Annotated in this window: 15 protein-coding genes and 2 riboswitches; of the genes, 13 read left to right on the plus strand and 2 right to left on the minus strand. The window is 35.6% G+C overall.

All coding sequences use genetic code 11. The annotated features are described in order from the left end of the window. The first annotated feature begins 148 nt into the window (after positions 1-148). The 4 genes from ANASTE_RS00790 (at position 149) to ANASTE_RS00805 (ending at position 4,787) form a co-directional block, all read left to right on the plus strand. On the plus strand, positions 149-1,480 hold the full coding sequence (locus ANASTE_RS00790; protein WP_007048952.1) for a sodium-dependent transporter: 1,332 nt from the start codon (positions 149-151) through the stop codon (positions 1,478-1,480). 60 nt (positions 1,481-1,540) lie between these two features. Next, the gene (locus ANASTE_RS00795) at positions 1,541-1,954 is read left to right on the plus strand and encodes a potassium channel family protein (protein WP_007048953.1); all 414 of its coding nucleotides are present in this window, start codon (positions 1,541-1,543) and stop codon (positions 1,952-1,954) included. Between the two features lie 4 nt (positions 1,955-1,958). Next, a complete protein-coding gene (locus ANASTE_RS00800; RefSeq protein ID WP_007048954.1) occupies positions 1,959-2,960 on the plus strand; it encodes an asparaginase in 1,002 nt (333 codons plus the stop codon). Positions 2,961-3,149: 189 nt separating this feature from the next. Beyond that, positions 3,150-3,247: riboswitch (glycine riboswitch) on the plus strand. 100 nt (positions 3,248-3,347) lie between these two features. Beyond that, entirely contained in the window at positions 3,348-4,787 is a 1,440-nt protein-coding gene (locus tag ANASTE_RS00805) for an alanine/glycine:cation symporter family protein (RefSeq protein ID WP_007048955.1), read from the plus strand. A gap of 39 nt (positions 4,788-4,826) precedes the next feature. Here ANASTE_RS00805 and ANASTE_RS00810 read toward each other — a convergent pair whose 3' ends face one another. Continuing rightward, positions 4,827-5,636, minus strand: coding sequence for an alpha/beta fold hydrolase (locus ANASTE_RS00810; protein WP_007048956.1), 810 nt, complete (start codon positions 5,634-5,636; stop codon positions 4,827-4,829). 41 nt (positions 5,637-5,677) lie between these two features. Beyond that, the gene (locus ANASTE_RS00815) at positions 5,678-6,127 is read right to left on the minus strand and encodes a MarR family winged helix-turn-helix transcriptional regulator (protein ID WP_007048957.1); all 450 of its coding nucleotides are present in this window, start codon (positions 6,125-6,127) and stop codon (positions 5,678-5,680) included. Positions 6,128-6,314: 187 nt separating this feature from the next. On the opposite strand from ANASTE_RS00815, the gene ANASTE_RS00820 reads away from it, so the two are divergent. From ANASTE_RS00820 to ANASTE_RS00860, 9 genes are all read left to right on the plus strand, one after another. After that, positions 6,315-6,914 (plus strand): cytidylate kinase-like family protein, encoded by a 600-nt coding sequence (locus tag ANASTE_RS00820; protein WP_007048958.1) that lies wholly within the window; start codon positions 6,315-6,317, stop codon positions 6,912-6,914. Continuing rightward, positions 6,898-8,283, plus strand: a complete 1,386-nt coding sequence (locus tag ANASTE_RS00825; protein ID WP_007048959.1) for an MATE family efflux transporter — start codon at positions 6,898-6,900, stop codon at positions 8,281-8,283. Before ANASTE_RS00820 ends, ANASTE_RS00825 begins: the two co-directional genes overlap by 17 nt. Before the next feature lie 177 nt (positions 8,284-8,460). After that, positions 8,461-9,516, plus strand: a complete 1,056-nt coding sequence (locus ANASTE_RS00830) for a glycosyltransferase (RefSeq protein WP_007048960.1) — start codon at positions 8,461-8,463, stop codon at positions 9,514-9,516. 193 nt (positions 9,517-9,709) lie between these two features. Beyond that, complete coding sequence (locus ANASTE_RS00835; RefSeq protein ID WP_007048961.1) at positions 9,710-11,308, plus strand: collagen-like domain-containing protein; 1,599 nt, start codon at positions 9,710-9,712, stop codon at positions 11,306-11,308. A gap of 286 nt (positions 11,309-11,594) precedes the next feature. Beyond that, positions 11,595-11,807, plus strand: coding sequence for a cold-shock protein (locus ANASTE_RS00840; protein ID WP_007048962.1), 213 nt, complete (start codon positions 11,595-11,597; stop codon positions 11,805-11,807). A 391-nt stretch (positions 11,808-12,198) separates the two neighbouring features. Continuing rightward, positions 12,199-12,951 (plus strand): GNAT family N-acetyltransferase, encoded by a 753-nt coding sequence (locus tag ANASTE_RS00845; RefSeq protein ID WP_007048963.1) that lies wholly within the window; start codon positions 12,199-12,201, stop codon positions 12,949-12,951. Between the two features lie 181 nt (positions 12,952-13,132). Then, positions 13,133-13,216: riboswitch (ZMP/ZTP riboswitch) on the plus strand. Between the two features lie 42 nt (positions 13,217-13,258). Continuing rightward, positions 13,259-14,434 carry a phosphoribosylaminoimidazolecarboxamide formyltransferase gene (locus tag ANASTE_RS00850; RefSeq protein WP_007048964.1) on the plus strand — a complete coding sequence of 392 codons (1,176 nt, stop codon included), beginning with the start codon at positions 13,259-13,261 and terminating at the stop codon, positions 14,432-14,434. Between the two features lie 143 nt (positions 14,435-14,577). Next, positions 14,578-14,901 carry a hypothetical protein gene (locus tag ANASTE_RS00855; RefSeq protein ID WP_039944559.1) on the plus strand — a complete coding sequence of 108 codons (324 nt, stop codon included), beginning with the start codon at positions 14,578-14,580 and terminating at the stop codon, positions 14,899-14,901. 79 nt (positions 14,902-14,980) lie between these two features. After that, on the plus strand, positions 14,981-15,406 hold the full coding sequence (locus tag ANASTE_RS00860; protein ID WP_007048966.1) for a hypothetical protein: 426 nt from the start codon (positions 14,981-14,983) through the stop codon (positions 15,404-15,406). Positions 15,407-15,444: the final 38 nt, after the last annotated feature.

Below are 15,444 nucleotides of genomic sequence, written 5' to 3' on the forward strand. Positions count from 1 at the left end.
TTGTGTTTTATATTTTGTATTTTGAATTAATCGTATACTTATAGAAATACTAAATATCATATAAAAATGTATATATTTATAATGTTTTACTGTCATTTTTTGCAGGTTTATGTATAATATATGTTAGTGTAAAAATCGGAGGACGAAAATGAAGAATAATAACAATCAATGGGCAAGCAAGATAGGTTTTCTGCTGGCGACCGCAGGGGCTGCGATCGGGCTTGGAAACCTATGGAAATTCCCATATTTAATGGGTAAAAACGGAGGGTTTCCCTTTCTTCTAGCATATTTATTTTTTATATTGATACTGGGTATACCGGTTATGATAACGGAAATGTCTATAGGGCGTATGAGCAGACATAATCCGGTCAAGGCATACGAAATCATCAATCCGCGTGCAAAGATAGTAGGGATACTTGGCGTTCTGTCCGCTTTTTTGATACTTTCTTATTATAGTGTTATCGGCGGCTGGATGCTTAAATATTTCTTTAGCTATCTTACGACCTTTAATGCTCCAGAGAGTTTTGAAGCGTTTATTTCAAGTCCCGTTGAACCTATAGTTTGGCATTTTATATTTATGCTTCTTACGGGAGTGATTTGTTTTTTCGGTGTGAGCGGTATAGAAAAAGCCAGCAAAATAATGATGCCTACGTTATTTGTTTTGATCATAATAATCATAATCAGAGGGCTTACTCTTCCCGAAGCAGGAGAGGGGCTTAAATTTATATTCAAACCAAACTTCGGTAATTTTACCTTTGATTCTATAAATACAGCTTTGAGTCAGGTTTTTTATTCTCTTAGTTTATGTATGGGTATAACAATTACTTACGGAAGTTATCTATCGAAAAAGGAGAACATAGAAAAGAGCTGTCTTAATGTTGCTTTGCTTGACACCTGCATGGCGATCCTTGCGGGGATTGCGATTTTCCCTGCTGTGTTTTCATTCGGACTTGAACCCGGACAGGGACCGAGCCTTATATTCGGGACTCTTCCCAAAGTATTCGCTTCGATGAGCGGAGGAAGTATATTCGCGCTTTTATTCTTCCTTATTATGTTCTTCGCGGCTCTTACCAGTGCTATCGCACTTTTAGAAGTAAGCACGTCTTTTACCATAGACAGTCTAAAATGGGATAGAAAGAAATCAATAGGTATCTTGACTATAGTTATATTTTTCCTTGGGATATTTTCTTCCCTGTCTTTCGGTCCTTTGGCTGATGTAAGCATATTAGGATATACATTCTTTGATTTTATAGGTATGATAACGGATAATATCCTTCTTCCGTTAGGGGGTATATTCATGTGCTATTATGTGGGATGGAAGTGGGATACGACTAAACTTATAGATGAAATGGAGTCTTCGGGACATCCTTTTAAGCTTAAGAAGATATGGCTTTTCTGTATTAAATATATAACCCCTGTGCTTGTATTGATAGTCACCGTTACGGGATTTATAAATATATATACCAAAATCATAGGATAAATAAAAATATATTATAAACATCATATTTGAAATATTTAATGGATTTTAAGGAATAATAATATGAAAAAATTAAAACTTTTATTGATGGTGCTAAAGAGGACCAAAGCAGATAAGATACTCATAGGATTTGTTTTTTATATTGTTCTAAGTTCTATCCTGTTTGCTGTTTTTGAACCCGGGATAACTTCTGTTATGTCCGGTCTGTGGTATTCTTACAGTGTCATTTCAACTGTAGGGTTTGGAGATATTGTTGCCGTTACCTTTATAGGTAAGATATTATCAATCCTTTTGACTATGTATTCTATTATTGTAATAGCAATAATCACGGGCGTAGTTGTAAACTTCTATACCGAAATAAATAAGTTTCAAAGAAAAGAAACTCTTGCAGTATTCATGGATAAATTGGAAAGACTTCCCGATCTTTCAGAGGAAGAACTGGAAGAGATATCTGGTAAAATCAAAGATTTGAGATAGGTTTATGAAAAAGATACTTCTTATTGCAACGGGAGGCACCATAGCCTCCATAAAAACAAATAGCGGAATGAAGCCAAATACATCCGCAGAGGAGCTTATATCTTATATCCCTGAAATAAAAGGTATATGTGAGGTAGATTATATACAGCTTTTTAACGTGGATTCTACAAATATACAACCCGAACATTGGTTAAAAATCGTTAAATGTATCGAGGAAAAATATGAAAAGTATGACGGGTTTGTAATAACTCACGGAACGGATACTATGGCATATACGTCTTCGGTTGTTTCTTATTTGGTTCAAAATCCTAAAAAGCCCGTTATACTCACAGGTTCACAAAAACCAATCAATGCGGATATTACAGATGCAAAGAAAAACTTGATAGACAGTTTTACTTTTGCTTGTGATGATGATATTCATGGAGTTTATCTCGTACTTGGCGGAAAGGCAATAGTCGGCACTAGAGCAAGAAAGTTACGTTCAAAGAGTTATAATGCTTTTGAAAGTATAAATTATCCGGTGGCTGCTTTTATAGATGAAAATAGGATAATAAAATATGTTGAAAAAGAAAGAAAAGACAATGATACAGCATTTTATTCAACCATTAATTCAAAAGTCTTTTTACTTAAGCTGATACCGGGAATGGAACCTGATGTCCTTGATTATATATCGGATAAATATGATGTGATTGTGATCGAGGGATATGGGGTCGGCGGACTTCCTTTTCATAATAAAAGAAACTTTTTTGATAAGCTGGAAATGATTACCAAAAAGGGAAAAATCGCAGTGCTTTCAACTCAGGTGATGCTTGAAGGCAGTGATGCGAAACTATACGAAGTAGGGCATAGAGCAGTGGCAAATTATAACGTACTGGAAGCATATGATATGACTACAGAGTCGGTAGTGGTAAAGCTCATGTGGATAACGAGCCTTACGAAAGAATTTAATGAAATCAAGAAATTATTTTACAAAAAAATAAATCATGACATTTTAAGGATAGATTAATTAAAAAGTAAGGAAATAAATCCTTACTTTTTATTAAATTTTTTTGTAATTTTATGTCATTTTGTGTATAATAAGACAGGTATATAAAAATCAAATAATAATTAAGCAGAAGAAGTTTGTAGGAAAGTAGGTCAAACCTTACCGAAGGAGTAAAACTCTCAGGTGTCCGAAAGGATAAGGACTATGAACGGATGTGGCTCTGGAGAATCTCTAAGGAGTGCCGAAGGTGCAAGATGTAATATATAACATTACATTAATCTCTCAGGCAAAAGGACAGAGTATAATAAAGTTATTTTATGTTAAATAATGTTTATTATTCGGAGCTAAGTATGATGATATTTAGCTCTTTTTTTATCTTTTATTTTAAAAACAGAAAGGATCAAAATCATGTGGGGAATTATCAATGCATTTTTAACAAAGGTGGATGACCTGGTATGGGGTACGCCTCTTATAATACTTATTTTGGCGGGAGGTATTTTACTTACCTTAAGGCTTGGGCTTTTACAGCTTCGTAAACTTCCGTTGGCTCTAAAATATATGGTCAAGAATGAAGAAGGGGGAGATGGTGAAGTCACTTCTTTTGCGGCTTTGTGTACCGCCCTTTCCGCAACTATCGGGACAGGGAATATAGTAGGGGTCGCGACGGCTATTGCAGCGGGCGGTCCCGGAGCTTTATTCTGGATGGAAATAGCGGCGTTCTTCGGAATGGCTACTAAGTATGCGGAAGGTCTGCTTGCTGTTAAGTACAGAGTAATAGATAGGGATAATCATACATTGGGAGGACCTTTTTACTATATCGAGCATGGTATGGGAAAAAACTGGAAATGGCTTGCAAAGATATTTGCATTTTTTGGGGTGTGTGTAGGGCTTTTCGGGATAGGTACATTCTCTCAGGTGAATGGGATAACTTCTGCGGTAAAGAACTTCTTTGACCCTAACATGTCATGGAGCGTTACTATACCTCATATCGGTACATATTCATGGGCGGTAATCATTGCTTCTTTTATACTCAGTATTTGCGTTGCACTTGTACTTATCGGAGGTATCAAGCGTATAGCCAATGTTTCTCAGATAATCGTTCCTTTTATGGCGGTTATTTATATTACGATATGTTTGTTACTTATGATATGTAATTTTTCTGCAATCCCCGGAGCAATCAAAGTAATCGTACAGGGGGCATTCAATCCATCGGCGATTACCGGAGGTGTGGTCGGAAGTATGATAATCGCTATGCAAAAGGGAGTTGCCAGAGGTATATTCTCAAATGAAGCGGGACTTGGTTCTGCTCCAATAGCAGCGGCTGCGGCTCAAACAAAAGAACCTGTCCGTCAGGGACTTGTTTCCATGACAGGTACATTCATAGACACGATACTGATATGTACAATGACCGGTCTTTCCATAGTAATAACGGGAGCATGGCAGGTAAGCGGCTTGGAAGGTGTGGGGGTTACGACTTACGCATTTAATCAGGGACTTCCTCTTCCGGCACAGGTATCATCATTTATTTTGATGATGTGTTTGGTGTTCTTTGCTTTTACTACTATCTTAGGCTGGGATTACTACTCCGAAAGATGTCTTGAATACTTATCGGGAGGGAAAGTAAAATATATCAAAGCATTCAGATGGCTGTATATATTTGCTGTATTTATAGGACCTTATATGACGGTTAAAGCTGTATGGACCATAGCAGATATATTCAACGGGCTTATGGCTCTTCCGAATATGATTGCTCTGTTTGCACTTAGCGGAGTCGTCGTATATGAAACCAAGAAGTATTTTATTAGAAGAAAGCACAGGGAAAACAGAAAGAAAAAGCAGGAAGCTTAAAAATATAAAATAAAAAGAGTTCCTTTATGGGAACTCTTTTTAACTTCTAAGATAATTTAACAGCTGTTGATTGAATTTTTTTAATTCATCGTAAAAAATACCATGTCCGCTGTTTTCAAAGGTAAATAATTTTGAACCTCTTATATATTCGTGCTGGATAACTCCGAGTTCATATGGTACTATATCATCTTTTTTACCATGGAATATTCCCGTTGGGACGCGTACACTGCATAAGTCTTTCATACCGCGTTCGTCTCTCAGTAAATATCCGGTTTCTACCGTGCCGATGCCTGAAGCTGAGAGAGAAATATCATAGAACCAGTTTTTTATTTCTTCACTATGGGGGCTGTAAAATAGTTTTTCGCTGAAATTTTTTGAGAATTTTGCTCTGTCTGTTTTGGCTGAATTGATAAGTTCATCTACAGAGTCTCTGCTTACTCCGTAAGGAAATCCTTCATAACTTGTGAAGCTTGGTGCCGCAGCTGCGAGGAGTATCAATTTTTCGACTCCGTATCCGTCATAATTATTCATATATCTTAATACTATTGCACCTCCCATGGAAAATCCGATAAGAGTGAAATAGCGTAAATTTAATTTACATACTACCTTATATATATCCCTTGCCAGTGTGTCGTAATCATATCCCCATGCCGGAGCGTCAGAATTTCCGAAACCTCTTAAATCCAGAGTTATTACTCTGTATCCGCATTCTGCGAGAAATCGCTTTTGATATTCGAATATTTTATTTGATAAAGGCCAGCCGTGTATCATTACTACTGTCTTACAAGCATCAGAGTTTAAATCGTAAACTGCAATTTTTACATTGTTTTCTACTTTTACATAAAGCATAAAAAACTCCTTTCACACTATTGTATGAAAGGAGCATTGATTTAGTTATCGCACCTGTCGAAAAAATATCCTGCGTTATAAGTTGCTTTTTTTATCAAATCAAAGAATATTAGTTTTTCAATATCACTAAAATCATTTGTGATTTCATTGAACCAGTTTTGTTCTATCCTCTTTAGTTTTGGATATATCTCATATGATTTTTTCGTCGGCTTTATATATGTTGATCGATTGTCCGTTTTATTGTTTGTTTTTATAATATAGCCTTCGCTTTCAAGTTTAACCATCATCTTTGCCACAGTACTTTTATCCATATCCAAAAATCTGCAGAATTCATTTTGTATTATTTCTCCGTTTTCGCAGAGTATTTTTATAAACGGGACCTGACCTCCCGTTATGTCCAAATTTTTCACTTGCTCATTTACATACATCTGAGATTTCCTATGCAGTTTCGAAGTGTATTTTATTATATTGAATTTTATTTTTTTATCCATGTCCGGCTCCAAATAATAGTTTCGTTTGCAACTTTTATATTATAATCATCACTTCAAAAAGTCAAGAAATATCATCTTAACTTGTTGACAAATACATCATATTAGCTTAAAATTAATCTAAAGCAGTAGGAATTGCTGTTTTTTTGTTTACGACATTAGTTGCAATACCAACATTAGGAGGTAGATTATGAGAAGTTATGTTATTACCATAGGAAGAGAGTACGGTTCGGGAGGACGTATAATAGGCAAAAAGCTTGCTGAAATGCTGGGTATATCTTTCTATGATGAAGAACTTATAAATTTAATGGTAAAAGAAACGGGGCTTGCGTCGGATTTTATTAAAAACGTAGAAAACAGAAGACCTTTAAGTTTCTTTTATGATACTTCTTTCAGTTATGAAAATCTTCCCGTTGAAGATCAAGTGAGTGCGTCTGAAAGTGATATAGTACGAAAAGTAGCAGATAACGGACCTTGTGTAATCGTAGGGCTGTGTGCAGACTATGTCTTGAGGCATAAGGAAAACTGTATAAGGGTATTTATTCATGCACCGAAAGAAGACAGAGTAAAAAGAGTAAAAGAAGTTTATAAGGTAAATGAAAAGAATATAGAAAAATATGTACATAAAACCGACAAATCAAGGGCTGTTTATTATAACTATCAAACGGACAGGAAATGGAGCAGAGCTCAAAATTACGATTTGGTAATCAACAGTAATCTCGGGCTTGATACTGCCGTAAAAATCATTAAAGATTTGGTTGACATAAAGGAGAGTGAATATATTGGCTAGAGAAAAAGAAATAAAATTAGAAGAAAGAAAAGAAAATAAAATGGGTGTCATGCCCATTAACAAATTACTGATTTCGATGTCGCTTCCCATGATGATATCGATGCTTATACAGGCTTTATATAATATAGTAGACAGTATGTTTGTGGCACAGATAAGTGAAAACGCACTTACTGCGGTATCCCTCGCTTTTCCCATACAAAACCTAATGATTGCAGTCGCCGTAGGTACAGGGGTAGGCATTAATGCTTTTTTATCAAAATCTCTTGGAGAAAAAGAATATGATACCGCAAATAAAATTGCAAAGAATGCGATATTTCTCGCTTTAATGAGTTATTTGATTTTCTTGTTATTTGGTATTTTCGGAGCAAATATGTTCTTTAGGACTCAGACGGATATAGTTGATATAGTAAATCAGGGAACTACTTATCTTAGAGTATGCTGTATCCTGTCATTTGGGGTTTTCTTTCAAATAACCTTTGAAAGACTTCTTCAGTCTACGGGTAAAACAATATATAATATGTATACTCAGGGGCTGGGTGCTATCATCAATATTATATTAGACCCGATAATGATATTCGGATTATTCGGATTTCCTAAAATGGGAGTGGGCGGAGCTGCCCTTGCTACCGTTACAGGACAGATTGTTGCCGCTATTGCAGGTATATTCTTCAATCATTATAAAAATCATGAAATAGATATCGATTTAAAAGGTTTCAGACCTTCTCTAAATATAATAAAGAAGATTTATGCCGTAGGTGTTCCTTCAATTATAATGTCTTCCATAGCTTCGGTAATGACATTTGGAATGAATAAGATACTTATAACATTTTCATCTACCGCGACAGCGGTGTTCGGAGTATACTTCAAGCTTCAAAGTTTTATATTCATGCCTGTGTTCGGGCTTAATAACGGTATGGTACCGATCGTATCATATAACTACGGAGCTAAGAAGAAAGACAGGATCACCAAGACCTTAAAGACAGGCATAGTATATGCTGTCATTATAATGTTTATAGGGTTTTTGATATTTGAATTCCTTCCCGACAAACTGTTTATGATATTCAATGCTTCCGATACTATGATGCAGATAGGTGTTCCCGCACTTAGGATAATAGGTATCCACTATCTTATTGCAGGGGTTTCGATTTGTATAATGTCTGTATGCCAGGCTTTGGGACACGGTATAGCAAGTCTTATAATTTCAGCTGTAAGACAGCTTGCGGTGCTTCTTCCCGCTGCATTCATATTATCCAAACTTTGGGGGATTAATGCTACATGGTGGGCATTTCCTATAGCCGAAATAGTTGGTGTGAGCCTATGTATATACTTTATATATAGGATATATCACAGAGATTTGAAATATCTATAAGTTTTAAAATTAAAACACTCCTTTATTGGGGTGTTTTTTTATTATTGTTTAATTATTTAATTTAAAACCAACGGAATTTTCATTGATTTTTAAAGTAACAAAAATATTCTATTTTTCATATTATATATAAATTTGGTTAAAAACGAGGGGATAAGTGTGATTACAATAAGTTTATGTATGATAGTAAAAGACGAAGAAGATGTATTGGGCAGATGTTTGGACAGTGTGAAAAATATTGCCGATGAAATAATAATAGTAGATACAGGTTCAAAGGATAAGACAAAGGAAATAGCTTATAAATATACTAATAAAGTATATGATTTTAAGTGGGCGGATGATTTTTCCCTTGCAAGGAATTATTCATTTTCAAAAGCCGATAAAGATTTTATCCTATGGCTTGATGCGGATGATGTTATAGAGGAAAAAGACAGGAAAGACTTTATTAAATTAAAAGAAACATTAGATAAAAATACCGATGTGGTAATGATGAAATATAACACTTCTTTTGACAGCGAAGGGAATGTTATATTTTCTTATTATAGAGAAAGACTTCTTAAAAACGTTCACAGAGATTTATGGAAAGGTGCTGTTCATGAGGCTATAGCACCATACGGGATAACTATACATTCCAATATTGCGGTAACGCATAGAAAACTGAAAGTTTCTGACCCGGATAGGAATTTAAGGATATTCGAAAAGCTTATCAGCGACGGGGTGAAATTAAATCCCAGAGAACTTTTTTATTACTCCAGAGAGCTTTATTATCATCAAAAATATCATGAAGCGATAGGGATGTTTCAAAGGTTTTTATCTTTAAAAGATGGTTTTATTGAGAATAAAATAGATGCGGCAAGGCTTCTTTATAAATGCTATGATATAGTCGGAGAAGATGAGCTTGCGATAGAAGCACTGTTTAAGAGCTTTAAATATGATATTCCCAGGGCAGAAGTATGCTGTGATTTAGGATATTATTTTATGTCTAAATCAAAATATGATCAGGCTATATATTGGTATAACAGGGCTTTGTGCTGTGAAAAAAAAGACAGCCTCGGGGGATTTATTTTGGAAGAGTGCTACAATTATATCCCTTTGATACAGCTTTGTGTATGTTATGACAAAATCGGTAACATAAAACTTGCAAATGAATATAATGAATTAGCAGGCTTATTTAAACCTGCTTCAAAGGAATACAAACTTAATAAAAAGTATTTTAAAGACAAACTTAATAAGTAAGTTTACTTTCTTATATGAATGAATCAATGATTAATAAGTTCAATATATGTCTTTGTGATATTAATAATAAAATGATTTAAGTAATATTTGCAGCTTAATGTATATTGTAACTATTAGATTAAATGTATTTGTGATATTAATATTAAATAAGTTTATGTTCTCATATAAGTAAATTAAGGAGTGATATAATTTAATGTATGATTTTGATTTTGACAGCTTTCTGGACGGCAGAAACGGAAATGGCATGAATAGAGATTATGGCTGTCATGAAAACGAAAATTCATGTAATATGGAACCCGGTGATTACTATCCGAACGATTATGATTACGACTGCGGTTGTAACCCTGAGCCGGGATGTCCTTGCCCTCCTCCGCCTGATCCTGGATGTTGTGTACCCGGACCAACAGGTCCGAGAGGACCCAGAGGATGTCCCGGACCTATGGGTCCTACAGGATGCCCTGGACCTCAAGGACCAAGGGGATTTAGAGGTGCAACCGGAGCAACAGGTGTTCAAGGACCTCAGGGACCTCAAGGTGTTCAAGGTCCGACGGGACCTTCCGGAACGACCGGCGCTACAGGTGCTACCGGCATAGCCGGTCCGCAAGGTATTCCGGGACCAAACGGAGCGACAGGTCCAACTGGAGCCGGTGTTACAGGACCTACCGGACCTACAGGTATTCAGGGTGCACAAGGACCTCAGGGACCACAGGGCTTACGAGGTGAAACAGGCGCAACAGGACCTACTGGTTCTGTCGGTGCAACCGGCGCGACGGGAGCTACAGGAGCACAAGGTCTGGCTGGAGAAATAGGTCCAACCGGTCCTACCGGAGCCACAGGTATTGGTATAACGGGTCCAACAGGACCAACGGGAGCGACCGGATCAGCAGGAGCTACGGGACCGACCGGTCCTACCGGAAGTCAGGGAGTTCAAGGTGAGGTTGGTCCTCGAGGAGCTACCGGAGCCACAGGAGCAACCGGTGCAAGTATAACCGGTGCCACAGGCGCAACAGGTGTAACAGGACCTACCGGTCCAACAGGAGCCACCGGTGCAACTGGAGCCACAGGCCCAACAGGCCCTACCGGTCCTAGGGGCTACAGCGGTGAGCAAGGTATCGAAGGCGAAAAAGGTGAAGTTGGGGATATCGGCCCAACAGGTGCAACCGGTGCGACAGGACCAACAGGTCCTACCGGTCCAACTGGTCCAACAGGAGCAACTGGTGCTACAGGCGCTACCGGAGAAGTCGGAGCTCAAGGTTTAGCAGGTGAAATCGGTCCGACCGGACCGACGGGTGCAGATGGGGCTGTTGGTGCAACTGGTGCTACCGGTGAAACCGGACCAACGGGCGCAACAGGCGCAACAGGTGCCGCAGGTCAGCAGGAAGTTGTTGCGGCAGTGAATGAAAACCCTTCAACTTACAATTCATCTGATTTGATATCTTTTGAGAGAACTACAACATTAGTTGGAAATAGCTTTTCTCATACGGATGGATCACCTGAATTCATAATCAGTGAACCGGGACTATATCAGGTATACTATCATTTAACAGCCAGCGCTGCTGGTACGGGAGTAGTTTATCCTTATACAGTTTCATTCTCGGTAGTACAAAACAATACAACAATATATAATTCAGATTCAAGTGCAAGTTTAAAAAGCGATATAGATACAGAGCTTGCAAGCGGAAATTCAATGTTTTACGTTGCGGGTACGATGCCTGCTACAGTTTCATTAAGAAATAACAATAATAGTGTAACAATAACCAATGCAATAATGGTAATAATTAAAATAGCATAGTTATAAAGATAAAAATATACTTTGGCCGCATTTATTTTTAAGTGCGGTCAAATAATGCTTTACTTTTGATTTCTTTTATGATATATTAAGTACATAGTAAATCACTAAACAGAATGATACATGATTTTGAGTCATTTTTTAGGTGGCTTGTAATCATGTTTTTTTATTTTCTATAAGAGCAGTAAAAGAATTGTACCACATATGTATGTTCTTAAAATTACAATCTTAAGTTATATAAAAATTCGTGCAGTTTTGGATTTATAAATAATATTAAGGAGGTATCATTATGAACAATGGTACAGTAAAATGGTTTAACCAAGAAAAAGGATATGGATTTATATCTAACGATGAAACAGGAGAAGATGTATTTGTACATTACAGTGCAATCTCAGGCGAAGGTTTCAAAAGCTTAAATGAAGGACAAAAAGTTACTTATGACGTTGAAGCTGATACAAAAAATAAAAGCAGATTCAGAGCTGTTAACGTAATAGCTTGCTAATAAATTTGATTTTAAAGCAGAACTTAATGTTCTGCTTTTTTTATTTGGTTTTTCATGTAAAGAATAGTTATTCTGATACTAAAATATCAAAATAATATAAAAATTTAAAAATTACAGTTATATATTATTGGGGACAAATTATTTTATAAAATATATAAATAATTTTTTATGTTAATTTTTTGTTTTAAATTTTTTAGTAAATATTATCTGTATTGTTATTATTAAACAGTGAATTTTATAATAAGTATTTTTATAGTTTTATCAATGATATGTATGAAATCAAAGAATTTGTTTTAAATTTATTTCAAGCTGACAGTGTTTAATCTGCTTGTGATTTATTTATTATTACAGTAAAATATAAGTAATATAAAATTTTTAAGTGAGGGAATATATGAGTACTGATTTTATAAATATAACGGAAGATAATCTTTACGATGAACATTTATGCTGCATTATACGTACTAGAAAATTTCATCCCGGTATAGATGCAAAGAGGAAGTGGCTTGCTGACAGATTGAAAGAAGGACACGTTTTTAGAAAATTAAACGAGAGAGCTACTGTTTTTATAGAATACGCTCCTCTTGAAGTATCTTGGGTACCTATAGTAGGTGATAATTATTATTATATATACTGCTTATGGGTATTGGGTGAGTACAAGGGTAAAGGATATGGCAGGGAGCTTATGGAGTATTGTTTGAATGATGCAAAAGAAAATGGCAAATCCGGGATTTGTATGCTTGGCTCAAAAAGACAAAAGTCCTGGCTTTCCGATCAGTCATTTGCAAAGAAATACGGTTTTGAGGTCGTTGATGATACTGAAAACGGATATGAACTTCTGGCTCTTTCTTTTGACGGCACAGTTCCAAAATTCGCCGGAAATGCAAAAAAAGAGAAAATTGATAATAAAGATCTGACAATTTATTATGATATGCAGTGTCCGTATGTGGATCAAAAAATAAATTATGTTAAAAAGTATTGTGAAGAAAATGATGTACCATTGTCTTTGATTCAAGTAAAAACACTAAAGCAGGCAAAAGGACTTCCTTGTGTATTCAATAACTGGGCTGTGTTTTATAATGGGAAGTTTGAGACAGTGAACTTACTTTCGGATATTAATACTTTAAAGAGGATACTTAAAAAATAGAAGTAGTCTAATTTTATAAGTCAAATGTTATATAATAAAATTGACACCTTATATGAAGTAAAATAAACGATATTTTTTTAGTAATTAAATTAACTATTGTGATATTAAATATAAAAAAATTGATAGTTAATATCAATAAATAAAAGTATATTGACTAAATAAGTAAAAAATGTTATATTTTAATTAGTTATACGACTGACGGAAAAGTGGAGTTTACCACGTGAAGTATAATGATTATTATAAGCCGACCGTCTGGGCATGAGCCTGGATTGGTGGGCTTTTTTGATTATAAAGGAGTATATAAGTAATGAAAGAGATCGAATTAAAGTATGGTTGTAACCCAAATCAAAAACCGGCAAGAGTATATACGAAAAAGGGAGATCTGCCTATAACGGTGTTAAACGGTACACCCGGGTATATAAATTTACTGGATGCATTTAACAGTTATCAGCTGGTAAAGGAATTGAAAGAAGCGACGGGTCTTGCTTCAGCCGCGTCCTTTAAGCATGTTTCTCCGGCAGGTGCCGCAGTTGGTATGCCTCTTGATGAAAAGCTTAAAAAAATGTATTTTGTAGATGACGATATCGACCTTACGGATATTTCCTCTGCTTACATAAGAGCCAGAGGAGCTGACAGGATGTCTTCTTACGGTGATTTTGCCGCATTATCCGACGAATGTGACAAAGCGACGGCAATGTATTTATCTAAAGAAGTTTCCGATGGTATAATCGCACCTTCGTATTCAAGAGAAGCTCTTGAAATACTTAAAAAGAAGAAAAAAGGAAATTACCTCGTCATTCAGATAGATGAAAATTACGAACCTCAGAAGATAGAAACTAAAGAAGTGTTCGGAGTTACATTTGAACAGGGCAGGAACGACATAAAAATAAACGAAGAAATGCTTAAAAATATAGTTACAAAAAATAAAGATATGAGTGAGAATGCAAAGAGAGATTTGATCATATCTCTGATTACTCTTAAGTATACTCAGTCAAATTCAGTATGCTATGTCAAAGACGGACAGGCAATAGGTATAGGTGCGGGACAGCAGTCTAGGATACACTGTACCAGACTTGCGGGAAATAAAGCCGACACTTGGTTTTTAAGAAGTCATGACAAAGTTTTGAATCTCCCTTTTAAAGAGGGGATAAGAAGAGCTGACAGAGACAATGCAATAGATGTATATATTTCAGAAGAACACGATGATGTTTTAAGAGACGGCAGCTGGGAAAATGTGTTTACGAAGAAGCCGGAAGTACTTACATCAGAAGAAAAGAAGGCTTACTTAAAAGAAATGAAAGATGTTTCACTCGGTTCAGACGCCTTCTTCCCGTTCGGAGACAACATTGAAAGGGCATTTAAGAGCGGTGTAAAATATATAGCCGAAGCAGGTGGTTCAATAAGGGACGATAATGTTATCGAAACTTGTGATAAATACGACTTGGTGATGTCGTTTATCGGTACCAGATTGTTCCACCATTAATATAATATAATTTCCTAAAAACTTCCAAGGGGCAGCCTGGCTTCGGCAGGCTGTTCTTTTATTTCTTAATTATTATTTTTTATTGTTTTGCTAAAATAATATATTAGTTGTATAATATAATCAACGATAAGGGGGAAATGGTTATGAAGAAAATTTTGATACTTTGTTCATGTTTTTTGATGGGGCTTGTCGCATTTTCCGGCTGCGGCAGTAACAGCTCTTCAATGAGAGTTAACGGAGCTGATTTTTATGATAATGATATAAATTACAGTGATAATGATAAAGCGTATTATTCATATACGAATAATTATGATAATTATAAGAATCATCATGAAAACGATGAAAATCATAATGATAATAACATATATCATGATAAAGAATATCATGATGATTACAGCACTCATCGTAGTGAGTCTCATCATAATAATGTTCATCACTACTTTGATAATGAACATCATAATTTATAATGGATTTGAGTTTAAGAAGTATTTGTTTCATAACTATTATGTCTTTTGATATATTAGCTTATTTTTAAAGGAGAGAATAATGAAGAGAGCATCAATTTTATTTATGTGTATATTTATGTCTCTTGGTATCTTATCGGGATGCGAAGTTTACGATAATTCACATCATTCCAATTCATCAAATGACAAAAATCATATGAATATCTTGGAAGACGATGACATTACGGCAGTGCAGGATGACAACGAACTGGAAATCAGCTTGAATGATTTTAAAGGAAAGAAAGAATATAAATTAAATTTAAATGATAATGCGGATATCACTGTGGATTATAAATTGGAAAAAGGTTCTTTAAGACTTACTTTAAAAGATGATGAAGGTATAGACACCTTTACTGCTGAAGCTTATAGAACGCATGGATATACCTTTGAGGTAGAGGATAAGGGAACTTATACTTTAATCATTAAGGGTACTGATGTAAGCGGTAAAGTTGAAATAGAGGTTGATTAAATATTTTTAAAATGTAATAACTAACAAATATGATATAG

Origin of the sequence: Anaerofustis stercorihominis DSM 17244 (assembly GCF_000154825.1) — a bacterium.
Taxonomy (GTDB): Bacteria; Bacillota; Clostridia; order Eubacteriales; family Anaerofustaceae; genus Anaerofustis; species Anaerofustis stercorihominis.

Excerpts from the sequence above, each read along its gene's own strand:
- ANASTE_RS00790 (WP_007048952.1), top strand. The coding sequence starts at position 149 with ATGAAGAATAATAACAATCAATGGGCAAGCAAGATAGGTTTTCTGCTG.
- ANASTE_RS00795 (WP_007048953.1), top strand. The coding sequence starts at position 1,541 with ATGAAAAAATTAAAACTTTTATTGATGGTGCTAAAGAGGACCAAAGCA.
- ANASTE_RS00800 (WP_007048954.1), top strand. The coding sequence starts at position 1,959 with ATGAAAAAGATACTTCTTATTGCAACGGGAGGCACCATAGCCTCCATA.
- ANASTE_RS00805 (WP_007048955.1), top strand. The coding sequence starts at position 3,348 with ATGTGGGGAATTATCAATGCATTTTTAACAAAGGTGGATGACCTGGTA.
- ANASTE_RS00810 (WP_007048956.1), bottom strand. The coding sequence starts at position 5,636 with ATGCTTTATGTAAAAGTAGAAAACAATGTAAAAATTGCAGTTTACGAT.
- ANASTE_RS00815 (WP_007048957.1), bottom strand. The coding sequence starts at position 6,127 with ATGGATAAAAAAATAAAATTCAATATAATAAAATACACTTCGAAACTG.
- ANASTE_RS00820 (WP_007048958.1), top strand. The coding sequence starts at position 6,315 with ATGAGAAGTTATGTTATTACCATAGGAAGAGAGTACGGTTCGGGAGGA.
- ANASTE_RS00830 (WP_007048960.1), top strand. The coding sequence starts at position 8,461 with ATGATAGTAAAAGACGAAGAAGATGTATTGGGCAGATGTTTGGACAGT.
- ANASTE_RS00835 (WP_007048961.1), top strand. The coding sequence starts at position 9,710 with ATGTATGATTTTGATTTTGACAGCTTTCTGGACGGCAGAAACGGAAAT.
- ANASTE_RS00840 (WP_007048962.1), top strand. The coding sequence starts at position 11,595 with ATGAACAATGGTACAGTAAAATGGTTTAACCAAGAAAAAGGATATGGA.
- ANASTE_RS00845 (WP_007048963.1), top strand. The coding sequence starts at position 12,199 with ATGAGTACTGATTTTATAAATATAACGGAAGATAATCTTTACGATGAA.
- ANASTE_RS00850 (WP_007048964.1), top strand. The coding sequence starts at position 13,259 with ATGAAAGAGATCGAATTAAAGTATGGTTGTAACCCAAATCAAAAACCG.
- ANASTE_RS00855 (WP_039944559.1), top strand. The coding sequence starts at position 14,578 with ATGAAGAAAATTTTGATACTTTGTTCATGTTTTTTGATGGGGCTTGTC.
- ANASTE_RS00860 (WP_007048966.1), top strand. The coding sequence starts at position 14,981 with ATGAAGAGAGCATCAATTTTATTTATGTGTATATTTATGTCTCTTGGT.